Here is a 16,102-nt window from a genome sequence, read left to right as displayed (position 1 = left end):
TCATCGCCCCCCATCCACCCCCCCAACCCCGAATCGCCGGTCCGTCCGGAGCGTGACCACGAAACACCGAAACTGTCGGCCCGTCACCGCGCCGAAAAAGGTGGTACACGATATAATTGTGCGCGTGGGATGTCGCCCGGCGGCGTCGTCCCGTCCAGGCCCGATAAGGAACCAGGAAGGCCGAAACATGATTCTGACCAGGCGCTCTTTGCTACCGTGGTGCTATGTTTGACGCCACACGGCGGTCGAAAACAACCGCAGACATCGGTGCATTGAGCACTGCGCTGAGTATCCGGACCGACGGATCGCGGTGCATGTGATGCAGCCCTGGACGTACGTGATTGTTCTGGGCATCTGCCTTGCCCTGACGCTGCCACTCGAGTTCGTTTTCCGCCTGCGGGTTTATCGCAATCCGCTGAGATTGCTCATGGTCTTGGTGCCGGTGGTCCTGATCTTCTCCGTGTGGGACACCATCGCCGTCGGGCGCGACTACTGGACCTACGACCCCTTGCAGACCCTTGCGGTGGAGCTCCCGGGTGGGCTGCCCCTCGAGGAGGTCCTCTTCTTCGTGGCCATCCCGATTTGCGCCGTGCTGACTTACGAATCCGTGGAGCGCGTCATCGCTCTGGTGCGCAGAATACTGTCGCGGTCGGAGGGCGGGGACAAGGATGCCTGAATACACCATCGGGACGATCCTGACTATGATCGCGGTGATCGGCGTCGAACTCTTCTGGCTGAAAACCGGCATCTTCCGTTCGCTCAATTACTGGCTGGCCATGGCCGTGATGTTTGCATTCCAGATACCCATGGACGGTTTTCTCACCCGTTTGTCGAACCCGATCGTTCGGTACAACCCGGACCAGTTCCTCGGCATTCGCTGGCCCCTCGATATCCCGATCGAAGACTTCGGATTCGGGTTCGCGATGATGACGTTGACTCTGATGCTGTGGACCGCCTTGCGCCGATCACGGCGAGAACCCGGCCAGGAGTCGAAGCACGAGGGAGGTCCTCATGAGCCCACACATTCGTGACGACAAGGCGCGGAGAATCCCAGCGCCCGAGGGTGCTGAAAGGGTCGCCGAAGCACGCTCCGTCCTGGTGGTCGGGGGCGGGATCGCCGGCCTGTCCGCGGCGACCGGCCTCGCGGAACGCGGCGTCGACGTCACCGTGGTCGAGCCGGAACAGCAACTCGGCGGGCGGGTCCGGTCGTGGCGCGTCGATGGCGCGGCGGGCCCGGTGACGATGAGCCGTGGCTTCCACGCGTTCTTCCGCCAGTACTACAACCTTCGCGCGTTGTTGGGCCGGATCCCTTCGTCCGAACCTCTGCGCGCCGTGCCCGACTACCCGCTCAGGTCCTCCGACGGGCTCGCGGATTCCTTCGCCCGTATCCCTCGGACCCCGCCGTGGAGCTTCATCGGGTTCGTGCTCCAGAGCCCGAGTTTTCGCCTGCGTGACCTGCCCGGAGTCGATCTCGATACGGCCCTGTCCCTGCTCGACGTCGACTTCCCGGACACCTTTCGACGCCACGACGGACAGAGCGCCCAGGAATTCCTGGACCGTCTGGGCTTCCCGGAACGGGCCAGGCACTTGGCCCTCGAGGTCTTCGCCCGCAGCTTCTTCGCGAACCCGACCGACTTCTCTGCCGGCGAGATGCTCGCGATGTTCCACACCTATTTCCTGGGATCGTCCGAGGGCCTGTTGTTCGACACGGCGTCCGACGACTTCGATACCGCCCTGTGGAAGCCCCTCGGGGACTATCTTTCCGGGCTGGGCGTGCGGCGTCTGCGAACGCGAGTCGAATCGTTGGCCATGAAGTCCGGGGGCGCGACGGCCCGCATGGAGGACGGTACGGCTCACGAGTACGACGCCGTCGTGCTGGCCGCAGGACCGGGGGAGACCCGGCGTCTGGGGTCGGAGGCGACGGGGGTGGACGATTCCCCGTGGACCGAACGCATGTCCTCGATCCGGCAGGCGCCGCCCTTCGCGGTCTGGAGGCTGTGGATGGACCGAAAGGTCAACGCGTCGCGCCCTGCTTTCCTCGGTACCGCGGGATTCGGCCCGCTCGACAACGTCAGTGTGCTCGAGCGGTTCGAGGAAGGTGCCGCTCGGTGGAGCGAGTCGCACGGTGGCAGCGTCGTCGAACTCCACGCGTATGCCCTCGACGAGCCCGTGAACAGGGAATCGCTCCAGCGTCGTCTGCGTGACGAACTCGCGAGGGTCTACCCGGAAACCCGACTCTCGGGAGTCCTCGAAGACCACTTGCTGATCGAACGGGACTGCCCTCTCGTCGGGCTGGAACCGTGGGACGAGAGACCGAGCGTGACCACACCGCATCCCGGCTTGGTGCTCGCGGGCGACACGATCCGGTGCGAATACCCCGTGGCGTTGATGGAACGTGCCGCGACCACGGGGTGGCAGGCCGCGAACGAGCTCCTGCGCCAATGGTCCGTGCGCGGCCACGAGCTCAGGACGCCGCCGCTGACGTCCCGACATGCCTACCCGAGAGCCCTCCGTACCCTGTTGGGGGCAGGGGAGCGATGGCGCCATCCCACGCGGGCCGGCAGGGTCCACCATCGCTGAGGACCTTGCACCGGAACCGGCACGGTCCACGTCTCATCCAGACGCCGACCGGCCACCACGAACCACGAACCACGAACCACACGGAGCACCAATGAGCGCAGTATCACCGACCACCGGACCGCCCGAGGCGCACAGAAGCGGCATACCCGTGACCGATGGCGACGTCGAAGCCATTGACCAGCGACTCAAGGAAGTTCTCGCGGCCACCGCGCACCGCTTGCCGACCATGACTCGGCCCCTCGTCGATCTCTTCGACGGTCTGGAAGCGATGGCCCTCGACGGCAAGAAGGTGCGTCCGCTGTTGCTGATGAGGACCTTCCGCGACCTGGGCGGAGTCGACGTGGCCTCGGCGGTCGAGGCCGCGTGCGCTTCCGAGCTGCTGCATCTCGCGCTGCTCGCGCACGACGACGTCATCGACGGCGACCTGTACCGGCGCGGCGCCCCGAACATCTACGGCCGCTTCCACACGGATGCGTTGGACCGCGGCGGCACGCCCCAGCAGGCGGAGACCTGGGGGAAGGCCTCGGCGATTCTTGCAGGTGACATCCTGTTGTCGGCAGCACAAGGCCTCCTGGCCCGATTGGACGTTCCGGAGGACCGGCGCCGGGCCGTGCTGGACATTTACGACGAAGCGATCCTGCGCAGCGCCTCGGGTGAGCACACCGACGTCTGGTTGACCCTCGACGCCAAGGAGAACACCACCTCCACGATCCTGGAGATGATGAAGGACAAGACGGCCGCCTACTCCTTCGAGCTGCCGGTTCGCATCGGCGCGGTCCTGGCGGGCGCGGAGAGCGAACTCGCCGCGTCCCTCGCGCATATAGGAGGCGATCTGGGCGCGATCTACCAGTTGCGCGATGACCTACTCGGCGTGTTCGGTGACGAATCGCGGACGGGGAAGTCCGTGGTCTCGGACCTGCGGGAAGGCAAGCAGACCCTCCTCGTGGCCTATGCCCGGAGCCATGCGGGCTGGAGCGACGTCGAAGAATACTTCGGCGATCCGGGGCTGCGGCCCGAAGACGCCGAGCGGATCCGTGCGGTGCTGAACTCTTCGGGGGCGCGTGACCGCGTCGAAAAACTCATCGAGGACTCCGGCCGCTCGCTGGAGGTACGACTGGCCGACTCCGGCCTGCCCGGCTGTCTTCGCGAGACCCTCACCGGGATGATTCGATACAGCGCATCGAGGATTTCATGACACGCGAGGAGGACGACGCCGCCCGCGCCGACGCCGCCCGCGCCGACGGCTCCGACCGTGAAGAGACCGGCCCCGACCAGCGGTGGGCGCAGCCCGCGGACGAGCCCCGGTGCCCAGTCCATGGGATACGGCGGGAGAAGCACCGCGTGGTCGTCGGGTCGTACGAGGCGGCACGGCGGTTCCTCCGGCTGGGCCGGGCGTCGACCCAGGCGGGGTTCACCGCCGAGCGGATCCCGGACCGGTTGTTCCGGCGTCGTCCTCTGCTGATATCGGACGGGGAACTGCATGACCGGCAGCGCCGAGAGCTCGCGAGGTTCTTCGCACCGTCGACCATCGACTCGGAGTACACGGCGACCATCGATGCCCGGGCGGAAGAGCTCGCGAAGGGCCTGTCCGAGCGCGGGCGAATCCGGCTCGACGAGGAGAGCCTTCTGTTCTCGGTCGACATCGCGGCCCGAATTGTAGGTCTGACGGCTTCTTCGACCCGGGGGTTGGCTCGGCGGCTCGAATTGTTCTTTGACCAGCCACACGCCGACTATTCACGGCCCGACCTCGGTCGCAGTCGGACGGACTGGGCCCTGGCCGCGTTCCGTGGGCTCCGCGCCGTGGCAGCACTCTACGTGTGCGACGTTGCCCCGGCCATGCGGAAACATCGGCGGGACCCCGAATCCGACGTCATGGGATACCTCATGGACTCGGGCGCCAGCCGCGTGGACATTCTGGTCGAATGCATGACCTACGGGACCGCGGGCATGGTCACCACGCGCGAATTCATGGGCATGGCATGTTGGCGTCTGATGCGGGACCCTGAGCTGTGCAGCCGGTACCGCGCCGCGGAACGACCGGACCGTGAGGGCATCCTTCGCGAGATCATCCGCCTGGAACCGGTGGTCGGTCATGTGTACCGACGCGTGGGGGACGCGGAGGCGAACTCCTCGGAATTTGAGCCTGGGGACCTGATCGACGTCGACGTCCGAGCGGTCAATACGGACCCTGAGCTCACCGGTACATGCCCGATGCGGCTGGACCCGGACAGAAAAGCTGGTCGCGCCCGGGCTGCGGGACTGAGCTTCGGTGCCGGCCCGCACAAGTGCCCCGGGGAGAACCTCGCGATCCGGGAAACCGATGCCCTGCTGACGCGGCTTCTGGCCTTGAACCCGCGAATCGTGAGCGAGCCCGAGATCGAGTGGGACTCGGTCATCGCCGGGTATCGGCTCCGGGGATTCGTGCTCGACGTCGACGGGACGGGTCCTCCGCCGAAGAGCAGCTAGGCCGCAGGTCCGCCCGCGGAATCGTCCTTGGCGGCCGCCTCGCGCTTCTGTGCCTTCTTGCGTTCCCTCATGACCTCGAGCCCAATCGGTATCACCGAGACCAGGACCAGGACGACGACGATCAGATCCACGTTCTCGCGGATCCAGGTCACGTTGCCCAGCCAGACCCCGGCAAAGGTCAGGAGGATGCACCACAGCAGCGCCCCGAAAATATTCCACTTCGCGAAGTCGGCATACCGGTACTTGGCGATGCCGGCCGTCAGGGGGACGTAGGTGCGCACGATCGGCACAAAGCGGGCGAGAACCAGTGCTTTGCCGCCGTACTTGTTGAAGAAGGTGTGGGCGCGATCGAGATTCGCGTAGTTGAGCACGCGCCCGTGCTCAGAAAACAGTTTGCGACCGAAATAGTGGCCGAGCATGTACCCGACTTGGTCACCCAGCACGGCCGCGACGCTCACGCAGATCAGCAGAACCCAGAGGTTCAGCCCGAGCTGATGGTGGAGAAGGCCGGTGGTGAAGAGCAGGGAGTCCCCCGGCAGGAAAGGGAAGAGGACCCCCGACTCGATGAAAACGATCAACGATACGAGCCCCAGAACCCAGGGGCCCGCGTGTGCCAGAACCTCCTCCAGGTCGAATCCCAGGAGCCCGAGGCTCGGGGTCGGCAGCGCACTCAGCGTCGTGAGGTGCTGGGGCATCTGGAGGCCGAGGTCCGCAATGGCTGACATGAAGCTACCTTGTATCGATGGGAAGGGGAACGCCCTGAATATTCTACTGCAGAGAACCTGGGTGCCGGCTGTGGGCGAGGACCGAAAAGCCGGTGATCCCGGGTTGTCCACAGGCCCCAGGTGCGGAGCCACCCGACCTGCCAGACTGGACTCATGACCGTTGCCGATCCTGCCTCAGACTTCCGAGACCGTGCCCTCCACCACCTGCGCGCCCTGACGGGCAACCCGGACGCCGATTTCCACGCCGGGCAGTTCGAATCGATCCGAGCCCTCGTCGAGGACAGGGCCCGAGCGCTGGTCGTCCAGAGGACGGGGTGGGGCAAATCCGCCGTCTACTTCATCTCTTCGTTGCTCATGCGGGAGCTCGGGGGCGGGCCGGCCCTGATTATCTCGCCGTTGCTGGCCCTGATGCGGGACCAGGTTGCCGCCGCCGAGCGTGCCGGGGTCCGGGCCGCCGCCGTGAATTCGGCCAACGCGACCGAGTGGAACGAGATCCGCGAGAGCATCCGCGCCGGTGAGCTCGACGTTCTTCTGATCAGTCCCGAACGGCTGAACAACCCGCGATTCCGTGACGAATGGATGCCCACGCTCATGAGCACCTGTTCGCTCGTGGTCATCGACGAGGCCCACTGCATCTCCGACTGGGGCCATGACTTCCGTCCGGACTACCGGCGCATCAAGGACATCATCGGGCGGTTGCCGGGCGGGGTGCCTGTTCTCGCGACTACGGCCACAGCCAACGAACGGGTGGTCACAGACGTCCAGGAACAACTGGGGGTCCGTAGCGAGCCGGCGTCGGACGTCGAGGGTGCGGGAGACGTGTTCACCCTCCGGGGGCCGCTCGCGAGGGACAGCCTCCGCTTGGGGGTCCTGGAATTGCGCGACAATGCATCCCGGATCGCTTGGCTGATCGAACATCTGAAGGACCTTCCGGGCAGCGGGATCGTCTATGCCCTGACGGTTTCTGCGGCCGAGGACACCGCACGGATCCTGACCGAGTCCGGGTACAGCGTCCGGCCCTACACGGGGCGGACCGACCCCGCCGACCGTGAGTCGGCCGAGGACGATCTCAAGAACAACCGCGTCAAGGCGTTGATCGCCACCAGTGCGCTGGGGATGGGCTTCGACAAACCGGATTTGAGGTTCGTGGTCCACTTGGGGGCGCCGTCGTCACCCGTGGCGTACTACCAGCAGGTCGGCCGTGCCGGACGCGCCACCGACAGCGCCGACGTCCTGCTCCTGCCCGGTCGGGAGGACGCCGAGATCTGGAAGTACTTTGCGACCGCCTCCATGCCTACCCGTGAGAACGCCGAGGCCGTGCTCGACACGCTCGCTCGGTCGTCGACCGCAATGTCGGTTGCGGCGCTCGAATCCGCGGTCAATATCAAGCGCACGTCCTTGGAGCTTCTCCTCAAGGTCCTGGCGGTCGAGGACGCCGTGGAACGCACTCAGGGCGGCTGGGCGGCCACGGGCAATCCGTGGACCTACGACGCCGAACGGTACGAGCGCATCGCAGAGGCCAGACGACGGGAACAAACGGCGATGCTGGACTACGAAGCAGGACAGATGTGCCGCATGCAGTTCCTGGCGGATCAGCTCGATGACCGAACGGCTCGCCCGTGTGGTCGCTGCGACGTGTGTGCGGGGCCCTGGTACCCGCAGGACGTCGACGACGAGGCCTCGCGCAGGGCCAAACACGGACTGGTCCGTGTGGGAGTCCCGATCGAGCCCAGGGCCCAGTGGCCGAGCGGGTTGCCCAAACTCGGTATCGAGATGAAGGGCAAGATCCCCGCAGAGGAACGCTTCGAGCGAGGAAGGGTCCTGGCCCGGCTCACCGACCTCGGGTGGGGCAACAGGCTCCGGGAGGTCTTCGTGAACGACGACGCCGGCGCGCCGATCGATCGCGAGGTTCCCTCGGATCTCGGCAAAGCGTGCATCGCGGTTCTGGCCGAATGGGACTGGTCGGAACGGCCCGTCGGAGTGGTGTCCATACCGTCAGCCGGCCGCCCTCTGCTGACACGATCTCTGGCGCAAGGGCTGGCCTCGGCCGGCAAACTGCCGTATTGGGGCGAACTCGAGGTCTCACCGGACGCTCCGGCCGGCGTCGGCCAGCGTGGGGGAAACAGTGCGTTCGCCGTCGCTGGCGTCTGGGGAAGATTTCGGGTGGGGGATGAGCTGGCCGAACGAATCGGTCACGCCAAGGGGCCGGTCCTGCTGGTCGACGATCTCGTCGATTCCCGGTGGACCATGACGCTCGCCGCCAGGGAGCTGCGTCTGGCCGGGGCAGGCGGCGTGCTTCCCTTCGCGTTGGCCCTTCAGGGGTGAGAAGTCCTGCTCTTGGTCCTGGCCGTGGCCGTGGCGTTCCACGGGTCCTCGGGCCACGGATGCTTGACGTAGCGGCCCCGGTTTTCGGCGCGCACTTGCGGATACACGTTCTCCCAGAAGTTCGCGAGATCCTGCGTGACCGCGAGCGGCCGGCGCGCCGGCGACAGCAGGTGCAGGGTCACGGGCACTCGGCCGTCGCACACGGTCGGTCCGGTCGACCAGCCGAAGCATTCTTGTAATTTCACGGCGAGCACGGGTGGAGTCACCTGGTTCTCGTGGTCTTCGGCGGCGGGCCACTCCAGGCGGACGGCCGAGCCGCTGGGCACCCGGATGCGTTCGGGTGCGATCTCGTCGAAACGGGAGGCCTCGGGCCAGGGCAGGAGCCTTCTCAGCGCCGAGGTCGTATCCACGCGTCGCGGCGATGCCCCCTGGGCGATGGCTTCCAGCTCGGGCCCCAACCATGTCTCCGCCGTGCGAGTGAGCTCGCCCCATCGGACATCCGGCCAGGGATCTCCGAAGACGGCCCGCACCAGACCCAGGCGGGCGCGGAGAACCTCGAAGGACTCGGCGGGTCGAAGGACGTCACGGAGACCGACGTCGGCCAGAGCGCTGGCCACGGCGCGGCGACCTGCCTCGGCCGACGGACGGCAGGGGGCAGCACTGAGCTCGATCGCGCCGAGGCTCCGTACCCGGCGTGCACTGACCTTGCCGTCGCCGTGGAACGGGTCGAAGGTCGCGACCTCTTCCTCACGCAGCATTTCGGCGCCCGCAAGCTGGGCGGTGTCGGCGTCCAGAACCGCGGCGGTCCGGATCAGCGGTGTCCCCTGAACCAAACCGGCCTCGGCCACGGCAAGCCATGGTTGGCCTGACAAGCCCGAGTCCCTGGGCAACGACGCACCCGTGCCGGAGGCCATCAGGTAGTCGGAGCTCCCCGAGCCTCTGACCCGGGCGATTCCGTCGGGGAAAGCGAGTGCGGTGACGAGGGCGGCGTCCTGCTCCGTGGCAGGCGGCGACGTCGAGGGCGTGCCCACCTCATGTTCCAGGCGCCGGACCTCGTGCTTCCACCGGTCGTCGCCCGAACGTCGCAACTGGCGGATCAGTGCCCAGACGTCTGCCCCCGGGGCGCGCTGGTCGGATTCCAGCGCCGCGACCGTCTCCGCGGCCGCGCGCGTGCCGACCAGATCGGCACCATCGAACAGGGCCCGGGCCAGCCTGGGATCGGCGGGCACCGTTGCAAGGCGTTGTCCCAGCGGAGTGGCCCGTTCCCCGTCGTCGATCGCTCCGAGAGCCGTCAAGGTCTTCCGGGCGCTGGCGTGAGCGCGTTCCGGCAACCGGGTGGGGAGCCGGAGCCCTTCCCCGCCCGGTGCACCCCAACAGGCGAGGTCGAGAACCGCGCTCGTCAGGTCGCTGGTCTCGATTTCTGGCGGTGTGACGGCGGGCCGGGCGGCGTAGTCCGACGGCGACATGCACCGAACGACCTCGCCCGGGGCCTCTCGGGCCGCGCGCCCGGCCCGCTGGACCATGGCCGCCTTGGACGCACCCACGGTCACGAGGCCGCTCATTCCACGCATGGCATCCACCCGCTGCTGTCGGTCCAGACCGGCGTCGACGACCAGGCGAACCCCCGGGACGGTGAGCGCGGACTCCGCGACGTTGGTCGCGAGGATGATGCGCTGCCGGCCGGTCGTGGAACCTCGCAGGACCCGATCCTGTTCGCGCGGGGGAGTCCGCCCCATCAGGGTCAAGACCTCCGCTTCGTCACGGATCAAGCGTCTCGTCTCTCCGGCGACGCGTTCGATCTCCCGGGCGCCGGGGAGGAATACGAGGACGTCACCGTCGGTCGTGGCCCGGTGCTCGGTGATCGTTGTCGCCACGTGGTGCAGGAAAGCAGGGGTGACCCCACGCGCATCCAGAGCAGCGGCCTGCGGCGCGGCCCACGTCTCGGACAAGTCGAACGAGGCGCTGGAAGCGCTGGCCACCGCGGCCGGTCGGGCGTCGTCGCCCAACAGTTCCGCCCACCTGTGCGCGTCCAGGGTCGCGGACATGACGACCAAGGACAGGTCATCGCGCAACTCCGCGAGTTGCCGGAGCATCCCGAAAGCCAGATCGGAGTCGAGGTGCCGTTCGTGGACCTCGTCGAGAATGACGCCCGCGGTATCGGCGAGCTCGGGGTCACGGATCAGGCGCTGAAGGAGGACCCCCGTGGTCACGAACTCGATGAGCGTCTCGGCGGATACCTTGTGTTCTCCCCTGACCGTGAATCCGACGAGACCTCCGACTCGCTCTCCCGAGAGCGCCGACAGGCGATGGGCCGCCGAGCGTGCGGCAATGCGTCGCGGCTGGGTCACCACGATGCGGCGCGGCCGCTCGACGGTGCCCCCGAGGTGCGGCTCATTGGTGCTCTCGTTGGGGCGGCGGGCGGCGTGCTGTGAGATCCAGTTCGCGAGGAAGGGAGGGACGAGCGTCGTCTTGCCCGTGCCGGGTGGGGCCTCGACGACAGCGCGAAGGGCTGCGGCGTCGTCGCCCGCCGCCGCCAGGCGAGGAAGGAGTTCCGCAGCGGGCAGGGAACGGCCCATGGAGTCGACGTCGAAAACAGTCATCGTTTCAGCCTGTCAGCTGTGCACACCGCGGTTCGTGCAGGAGGCTCAGCCGGGGAGATTCTCGAACAGGGCCTTCGCGGTCACGAGATCCTGCCAGCCCATCCCCACGGTTTTGAAGAGGGCCGGGCGGGACGGATCGCGCTTGCCGTCGAGGACGAGGGATGAGAGACCGACGAGGTCCTCGCGGCGGAGCAGGTGTCGTTGGACGGCGATCACGGCGTCGCCGGCTTCCCGCAGGGCCGTATCCACGTCCTCCACGTAGAAGGCTGCGCGACGGGCCAGGGCGTCGTCGGTTTCCCGGGCGTCCGGTGAGTGCGAACCCATGGCGACGACGACGGCACCGTTCTGCACCTTGTCGCCGTCGAAGAGCGGTTCCTGGGAGCTGGTGCAACAGGCAATGATGTCTGCGTTCTCGACGTCGTCGGCCTCGCCCGCTTTTGCATTGAAGCCTTCCGAGATCAGCGTTTCCACCAACCGTGCGGTCTTGTTGGAACTCCGGCCGACGATCCGCACGCTCGAGATCTCGCGGACCGCAGCGGCCGCCCTGACGTGGTACTCGGCCTGCGGGCCGGTCCCGAAGACCACGAGGCGGCTCGCGTCGGGCGCAGCGAGCATCTCGATGCCCAAGGCGGAGACGGCCGGGGTGCGGATGGCCGTCAGGGCCGGTCCGTCGATCACGGCCAGAGGGCTGAGGGTGTCCGCGTCGAAGAGGAAGTAGCTGCCCTGGATCAGGGGTGCGCCTTTGCGAGGGTTGTCCGGTCCCAAGGTCAAAATCTTGATGCCCGCGTAGTCACCGAACTCGCTCGGCATCATGAGGAATTCGCCGTGCTCGACCGCGGCCGAGGCCCGGGGGTGGGCGAGGGCGGGGTCGTAGCCTTGGAGCAACGCCTGTTTCAGAGCATCCACTGCGGCTCTCATCGGCAGGTGGGCCAGGACCTGCTCTGCATTGATGTTTCTGACTTCGGGCGATGCCAACTCGGACATTGATCCTCCACGGCTCACGCTGGTGCGCGGGCCCATTAGCGCGTCTGACTGCACACGCGAGTCTACCGGCCTTCGAGATGTCCTGCTCGTCACTCATTCCTCGCTCGCGCCGGTCGCCGACAGACGACGCCGATAGAGGGCGCAGCCGGCAAGAGTCAGCCCGAGCATGGCCGCGCACACGGCCGCCGCTCGGGGCACGACGGCCTTGTTCGCGGCGGTCTGGGGGTGCGGGGCGGCTCGCGGGGACGGTTCCGCGCGGGACGACCCGTCGGAGCCCCGAACCGGGCCCTGGGCGACGGGTGAAATGCCGGTCGGCAACGGCGTCGGTTCGGTCATCGCAGCGGGTTGCGGACCGACGATTTCGTGATTGTGGTTCGATCCGTCCCCGGGAGCACCACCATGACCCGTGCCCGAGGCAGGGGGTGGCGCCGAGGGCGACGGTGAGACCTTCGACGGCGTCGTGGCGGGCGTTGCGACAGGGGCCGGGCCGCCGGGAGCTGGCGAACTGGGGGCTGAGGATGGGGTCGAGGAGCTGGGTGCCGAGGAGCTGGAAGACTGGGAACCGGATGACGGCGAGTCGGAAGCTGGTGAGCTGCGGACGGAATCGGCGGCCGCGGTCGGGGTCTCTGCGCGCGGCGCGGTCGCCGAGGGGTGAGCCCTGGGTCGTGATGGGGGCGTCGCGCCGTGGCCGCTGGGCGCGGGGGACTGCTTCTCCGCGTGGCTGGTCGCGCAGGCGTTGATGGCTTGGTCTCCGACGGCGAACGTCAGACGGTGCTTGCCGGATGTCAGCTTCCCGCCACGTGGCGTTTCCGCGGTGAACTGGAGGTCGAAAGCATAGGTTCCGGGCTCGGTGAATGCCCAGCGGACCGGGGTTCGTGACGGCCCCGTGGAAGCGATCGACCATTTCCCACGGGTCGAGTCCACGAGCACGTTCGGAGGATTGTTCACCTGTTGGGTATGGACGCCGAACCTCGAGCCTTGCGGCATCGATACCGGGACCAATGAGAAGTGGCCTCCCTCTTGGGAGAGCTCGGAATAGTCCACATCGGACGTGTCGAGGGTGAGACTGACCAGGTCCTGGTCGGGTTCCTGCGGCAGTTCGTAGAATTTCTCGCCCTCCGTTCCCAGGAACTCGGTCTCCGAGGACATGAGCGGGCCGGTGCGCTCGCGGCGTGCGCGGTCAGGGACTCCGAGACACACGTCCTCGGGCCGGAAGACCTCCCGGTCCAATGCGGCGTCGTGGGGCGAATCGCTGTGTCGCAGGGAGAGCTCGGCCGCGTCATTGCGAAGACTCGCGCGCACGTCGACGGAGCCGCGAAGTATCTGCTGTCTGGTGGGTGCTGTCCCATCCCGTACGGCTTTGTCCTGACCGGTCTCCGTCCTGACTTGGGCCGAAGACGGAAGCGTGCCCGGTCCGAGAACGAGCCCCAGGGCCAGCACCAGGCTCAGTGCCGCCGTACACACTCCGGTGCGCTTTCCTGAGGCACGACGTCGCTGTCCGGGTCGGTGGACCGGGTGGGAGATCGGCGTCATGGGGTCCTTTCCGGTGGTTCCGAGTGCTCGGCTTGATGGGATGCACATCCGAGCACAGCTACATTTGAGAATGATAGTCAGTTAAGATTTACTGCTGAGTAGCCCCGGTATCGCGCCGATCGGCACCCCACTCGCACCTCCCATGAGAAGGAAGAAGCATGACCTGTCAGAACAGGCGTTCTGCTCGAGCGCCGAAGTCCCTGTCCCTCGCTCTCGCGGCGGGTGTCCTCGGGCTGGCCGTGGCCGGATCCTCGTTCGTTGTTCCTGCTCAGGCCGACGACGCGAGCCAGGGCGCCCCATGCGTATCGGGTCCCGCGGCGACCGCATCGGCCGAGGTCGTCGATGACGGACACTTCGACTTCGGTGCTCGGCTCAAGGGCGATGCCTTGGATGCGGTGGTCAAGGACGACCGATCCTCACCCGGCTCGTGGAAGAGCAATGAGAGCCTGATCTTCGCCCTGAGCGACGCGTCCGCCAAGCAGAAGATGCCGGCGGGCATGGAAAAGATCGCCCCGGCGGGTTCCGACGTGTTCATGATCGGGGCCACCCAGGTTGCCGGCGTTCCCTGGCTCGGGTGGAACACCCAGGACCAGGGTCTGGCCGAGCACGCCGATGGGGACGTGACCATGACCCTGGACTCGTTCGACGGGCCCGGTGACATGAGCGTATTCCTGTCCGGAAATTTCGGTTCGCCCGGTACCGATGTCTTCTCCACCAAGGGCCAGAAGTCCTACCGCGTGCCCCTCCATACACACCAGCACGGCAACTGGGTCTTTACGCAGCCCGGTCATTACACGGCCACGGTCTCGTATTCGGTGAACCTCAAGGACGGTCGGCAGGTGAAGGCCACGGGCATGTTGCGGTTCGCCGTCGGTGATCAGGCAGTCGAGGAAGCCAGGGCCAACCCCGGAACCGTCGCTTCCGCCACGCAGAATTGTGAGGACACCGGGGGAGTAAGCGCCGAACACGGCGGTCCTGCCGGCTCCGGTCCAGGGCACCAGGCCGCCCAGCACGGGGCCGGGGACCAGTCGCAGGGCACGACGGCTGACGGCGTCGCCACGGGAGGCGGATCGAAGGGTGCGGCTGGAGGTCATGCCGACGCCGCCGGGCAGAACCCTGGGCAGCTGGCCGAAACAGGTCCGCGCGAGGACGCGATGATCGTCTGTGCCCTGTTCGGAATCACGTTCACCGTGTGCGGTGCCCTCGTGGTCCGAACGATCCGTCGTGCCCGCCGCTCCGTGTGAAGCGCAGGAGCGCACTGAAGGCCTTCGGCGCCCTCGGGTTGCTCGCGACGACGAGTTGCTCCGGCGGCGCCCGTGGGTCCGCGGCACATGTGCGGCGCTCCGAGTCGGGACGCGTCAACGTCGTCGTCACGACGCCGATCCTCGCCGATGTGGCACGTCGCGTCGGGGGTGACCACGTATCCGTCACGTCCTTGGTTCCCTCGGGCGCGGATCCTCACTCCCACGAACCGAGCCTGCGGAATATTCGCGATCTGGCGTACGCGGATCTCGCTTTCACCAACGGAATGTTGCTCGAACAGCAAAAACTGCTGCGGACCGTGAGCGCGAATCTTCCGGACGGGGCAGGCGCTCCCATCCCGGTCGCCGAGAACATCGAGAAGTATGGCGGGGTGCTCCGGCCGATGACCGAAGACTTGTCGCTGGACACCGTGTGGCTCGGAATGCGCGTCGAAGGAAGCGTGGGCGACCAGGACGGATTCGTGACGCTCGAAACCACCGCGATCACGGGACCGGGCAGAACGGCCGCTTTCGTCACCGAAACCTTCGGCCGCGTGACGCGAGTCGCCGACTCCGCGGCCGAGGGCGCCCGACGTGGCGGCGGCACACATGGGAGTTGTGGCTCGGCGAAAGTCTTCGCAGAGGGAGAGCCCACTGTCGGGCAGCTCGGCGCGATGGAGTTGCCACAACAGGCCCATACGCACCTGTCCTGGGCTTTCACGGAGCCCGGACGCTACTCCATGGAGCTGCGGGCGGTCTTCCGCGGCGAGACGATCGCGACCGGCGTCGTGCACTTTGCGGTCGGCATTGACGCCAATCGGGCCGCCTTGGCTCTGGGACCGGATGCGCAGGTTCTGGACGGCGGACACGCGGACATCACGGCCGACGTCGCCCGGCGCGTCATCGTGCTCCGGGCGGATGCGGAGAACGGGCCTCGGGAGTACGACCCCGCGTCGACGGTCGTCGTCGTGCCGGCCAAAGCGCTCCAAGAGCTCCCGGGAGGCAGTCAGTACAGGTTTCTGGGGCGACCCGGAGACCAGATGTATCTCCTGGCCCAGGCCGTATTGGGCAAACACGTCCACGGAGACATTGACCCCCACTTCTGGCACGCCGTCCCCAACGTCAAGGCAGCCGCGCAGGTGATGCGTGACCACATGGCGAAGGTATTTTCCGAGTACGCTTCCGCGTTCCAAGCGAACGCCCATGACTACTCGGAGCGCCTGGACCGGCTCGAGCAGGAGCTGCGCGCAGCGTACGGCTCGCTCCCGAAATCCAGGCGCGGTCTCATTACCGCTCACGACGGCTACGGCTACCTGGCCGAACACTACGGTCTCAAGGTCGAAGGCTTCGTCGCCCCCGTCCCCGGGACCGAGCCGGGTCTCCAACAGCGGCAACGGCTCGCGCGGGCCATCCGGGATCTGCACATCCCGGCGGTCTTCGTGGACAAGGGGACGACAGGCCGCGGCAATGTTCTGCAACAGGTTGCTGACGACGCCGGCGTGCGCGTCGCGCAGCTCTATTCCGACACCTTGGACGCCGAGGCCCCGAACTACGAGGACATGATGCGCCACAACGCCCGCACGATCACGGATCACCTCCGGGAATAGCTTCCCGATCGACCGAACCCGACCCACCATGCACTGCACCC

12 protein-coding genes are annotated in these 16,102 nt (G+C 67.1%); 8 read left to right on the top strand and 4 right to left on the bottom strand.

Annotated elements, in window-relative coordinates; translation table 11 throughout:
- Nucleotides 1–319: 319 nt before the first annotated feature.
- The 5 genes from EWU68_RS10350 (at nt 320) to EWU68_RS10330 (ending at nt 5,046) form a co-directional block, all read left to right on the top strand.
- The gene (locus EWU68_RS10350) at nt 320–676 is read left to right on the top strand and encodes a lycopene cyclase domain-containing protein (RefSeq protein WP_129316051.1); all 357 of its coding nucleotides are present in this window, start codon (nt 320–322) and stop codon (nt 674–676) included.
- Entirely contained in the window at nt 669–1,031 is a 363-nt protein-coding gene (locus tag EWU68_RS10345) for a lycopene cyclase domain-containing protein (protein ID WP_129316050.1), read from the top strand. The genes EWU68_RS10350 and EWU68_RS10345 overlap by 8 nt, the downstream gene beginning before the upstream one ends.
- The gene (locus EWU68_RS10340) at nt 1,012–2,580 is read left to right on the top strand and encodes an FAD-dependent oxidoreductase (RefSeq protein ID WP_129316049.1); all 1,569 of its coding nucleotides are present in this window, start codon (nt 1,012–1,014) and stop codon (nt 2,578–2,580) included. The genes EWU68_RS10345 and EWU68_RS10340 overlap by 20 nt, the downstream gene beginning before the upstream one ends.
- A 91-nt stretch (nt 2,581–2,671) precedes the next feature.
- Nucleotides 2,672–3,775, top strand: coding sequence for a polyprenyl synthetase family protein (locus EWU68_RS10335; protein ID WP_162421446.1), 1,104 nt, complete (start codon nt 2,672–2,674; stop codon nt 3,773–3,775).
- The gene (locus EWU68_RS10330; RefSeq protein ID WP_129316047.1) at nt 3,772–5,046 is read left to right on the top strand and encodes a cytochrome P450; all 1,275 of its coding nucleotides are present in this window, start codon (nt 3,772–3,774) and stop codon (nt 5,044–5,046) included. The genes EWU68_RS10335 and EWU68_RS10330 overlap by 4 nt, the downstream gene beginning before the upstream one ends.
- Here EWU68_RS10330 and EWU68_RS10325 read toward each other — a convergent pair.
- The gene (locus tag EWU68_RS10325) at nt 5,043–5,771 is read right to left on the bottom strand and encodes a VTT domain-containing protein (protein WP_238692426.1); all 729 of its coding nucleotides are present in this window, start codon (nt 5,769–5,771) and stop codon (nt 5,043–5,045) included. The two genes, EWU68_RS10330 and EWU68_RS10325, sit on opposite strands and share 4 nt — an antisense overlap.
- Before the next feature lie 153 nt (nt 5,772–5,924).
- Between EWU68_RS10325 and EWU68_RS10320 the strand changes: the two genes are divergently transcribed.
- On the top strand, nt 5,925–8,096 hold the full coding sequence (locus EWU68_RS10320) for a RecQ family ATP-dependent DNA helicase (protein WP_129316046.1): 2,172 nt from the start codon (nt 5,925–5,927) through the stop codon (nt 8,094–8,096).
- Here EWU68_RS10320 and hrpB read toward each other — a convergent pair.
- The 3 genes from hrpB to EWU68_RS10305 all read right to left on the bottom strand — a co-directional run bounded on the left by hrpB (nt 8,087) and on the right by EWU68_RS10305 (nt 13,213).
- Nucleotides 8,087–10,696 carry an ATP-dependent helicase HrpB gene (hrpB, locus tag EWU68_RS10315; protein WP_129316045.1) on the bottom strand — a complete coding sequence of 870 codons (2,610 nt, stop codon included), beginning with the start codon at nt 10,694–10,696 and terminating at the stop codon, nt 8,087–8,089. The genes EWU68_RS10320 and hrpB overlap by 10 nt on opposite strands.
- A gap of 45 nt (nt 10,697–10,741) precedes the next feature.
- Complete coding sequence (locus tag EWU68_RS10310) at nt 10,742–11,680, bottom strand: ornithine cyclodeaminase family protein (protein WP_129316044.1); 939 nt, start codon at nt 11,678–11,680, stop codon at nt 10,742–10,744.
- 93 nt (nt 11,681–11,773) lie between these two features.
- Nucleotides 11,774–13,213 (bottom strand): choice-of-anchor M domain-containing protein, encoded by a 1,440-nt coding sequence (locus EWU68_RS10305; RefSeq protein ID WP_129316043.1) that lies wholly within the window; start codon nt 13,211–13,213, stop codon nt 11,774–11,776.
- Between the two features lie 158 nt (nt 13,214–13,371).
- Here EWU68_RS10305 and EWU68_RS10300 point away from each other — a divergent pair, with 158 nt between their 5' ends.
- Both EWU68_RS10300 and EWU68_RS10295 read left to right on the top strand, forming a co-directional pair.
- Nucleotides 13,372–14,457 carry a TIGR03773 family transporter-associated surface protein gene (locus EWU68_RS10300; protein ID WP_129316042.1) on the top strand — a complete coding sequence of 362 codons (1,086 nt, stop codon included), beginning with the start codon at nt 13,372–13,374 and terminating at the stop codon, nt 14,455–14,457.
- On the top strand, nt 14,454–16,061 hold the full coding sequence (locus tag EWU68_RS10295; RefSeq protein WP_162421444.1) for an anchored repeat ABC transporter, substrate-binding protein: 1,608 nt from the start codon (nt 14,454–14,456) through the stop codon (nt 16,059–16,061). Before EWU68_RS10300 ends, EWU68_RS10295 begins: the two co-directional genes overlap by 4 nt.
- Nucleotides 16,062–16,102 lie beyond the last annotated feature (41 nt).

It is taken from the genome of Rothia koreensis, from assembly GCF_004136575.1.
Lineage (GTDB): Bacteria > Actinomycetota > Actinomycetes > Actinomycetales > Micrococcaceae > Rothia > Rothia koreensis.
This window is presented reverse-complemented; position numbering and strand designations above follow the sequence as displayed.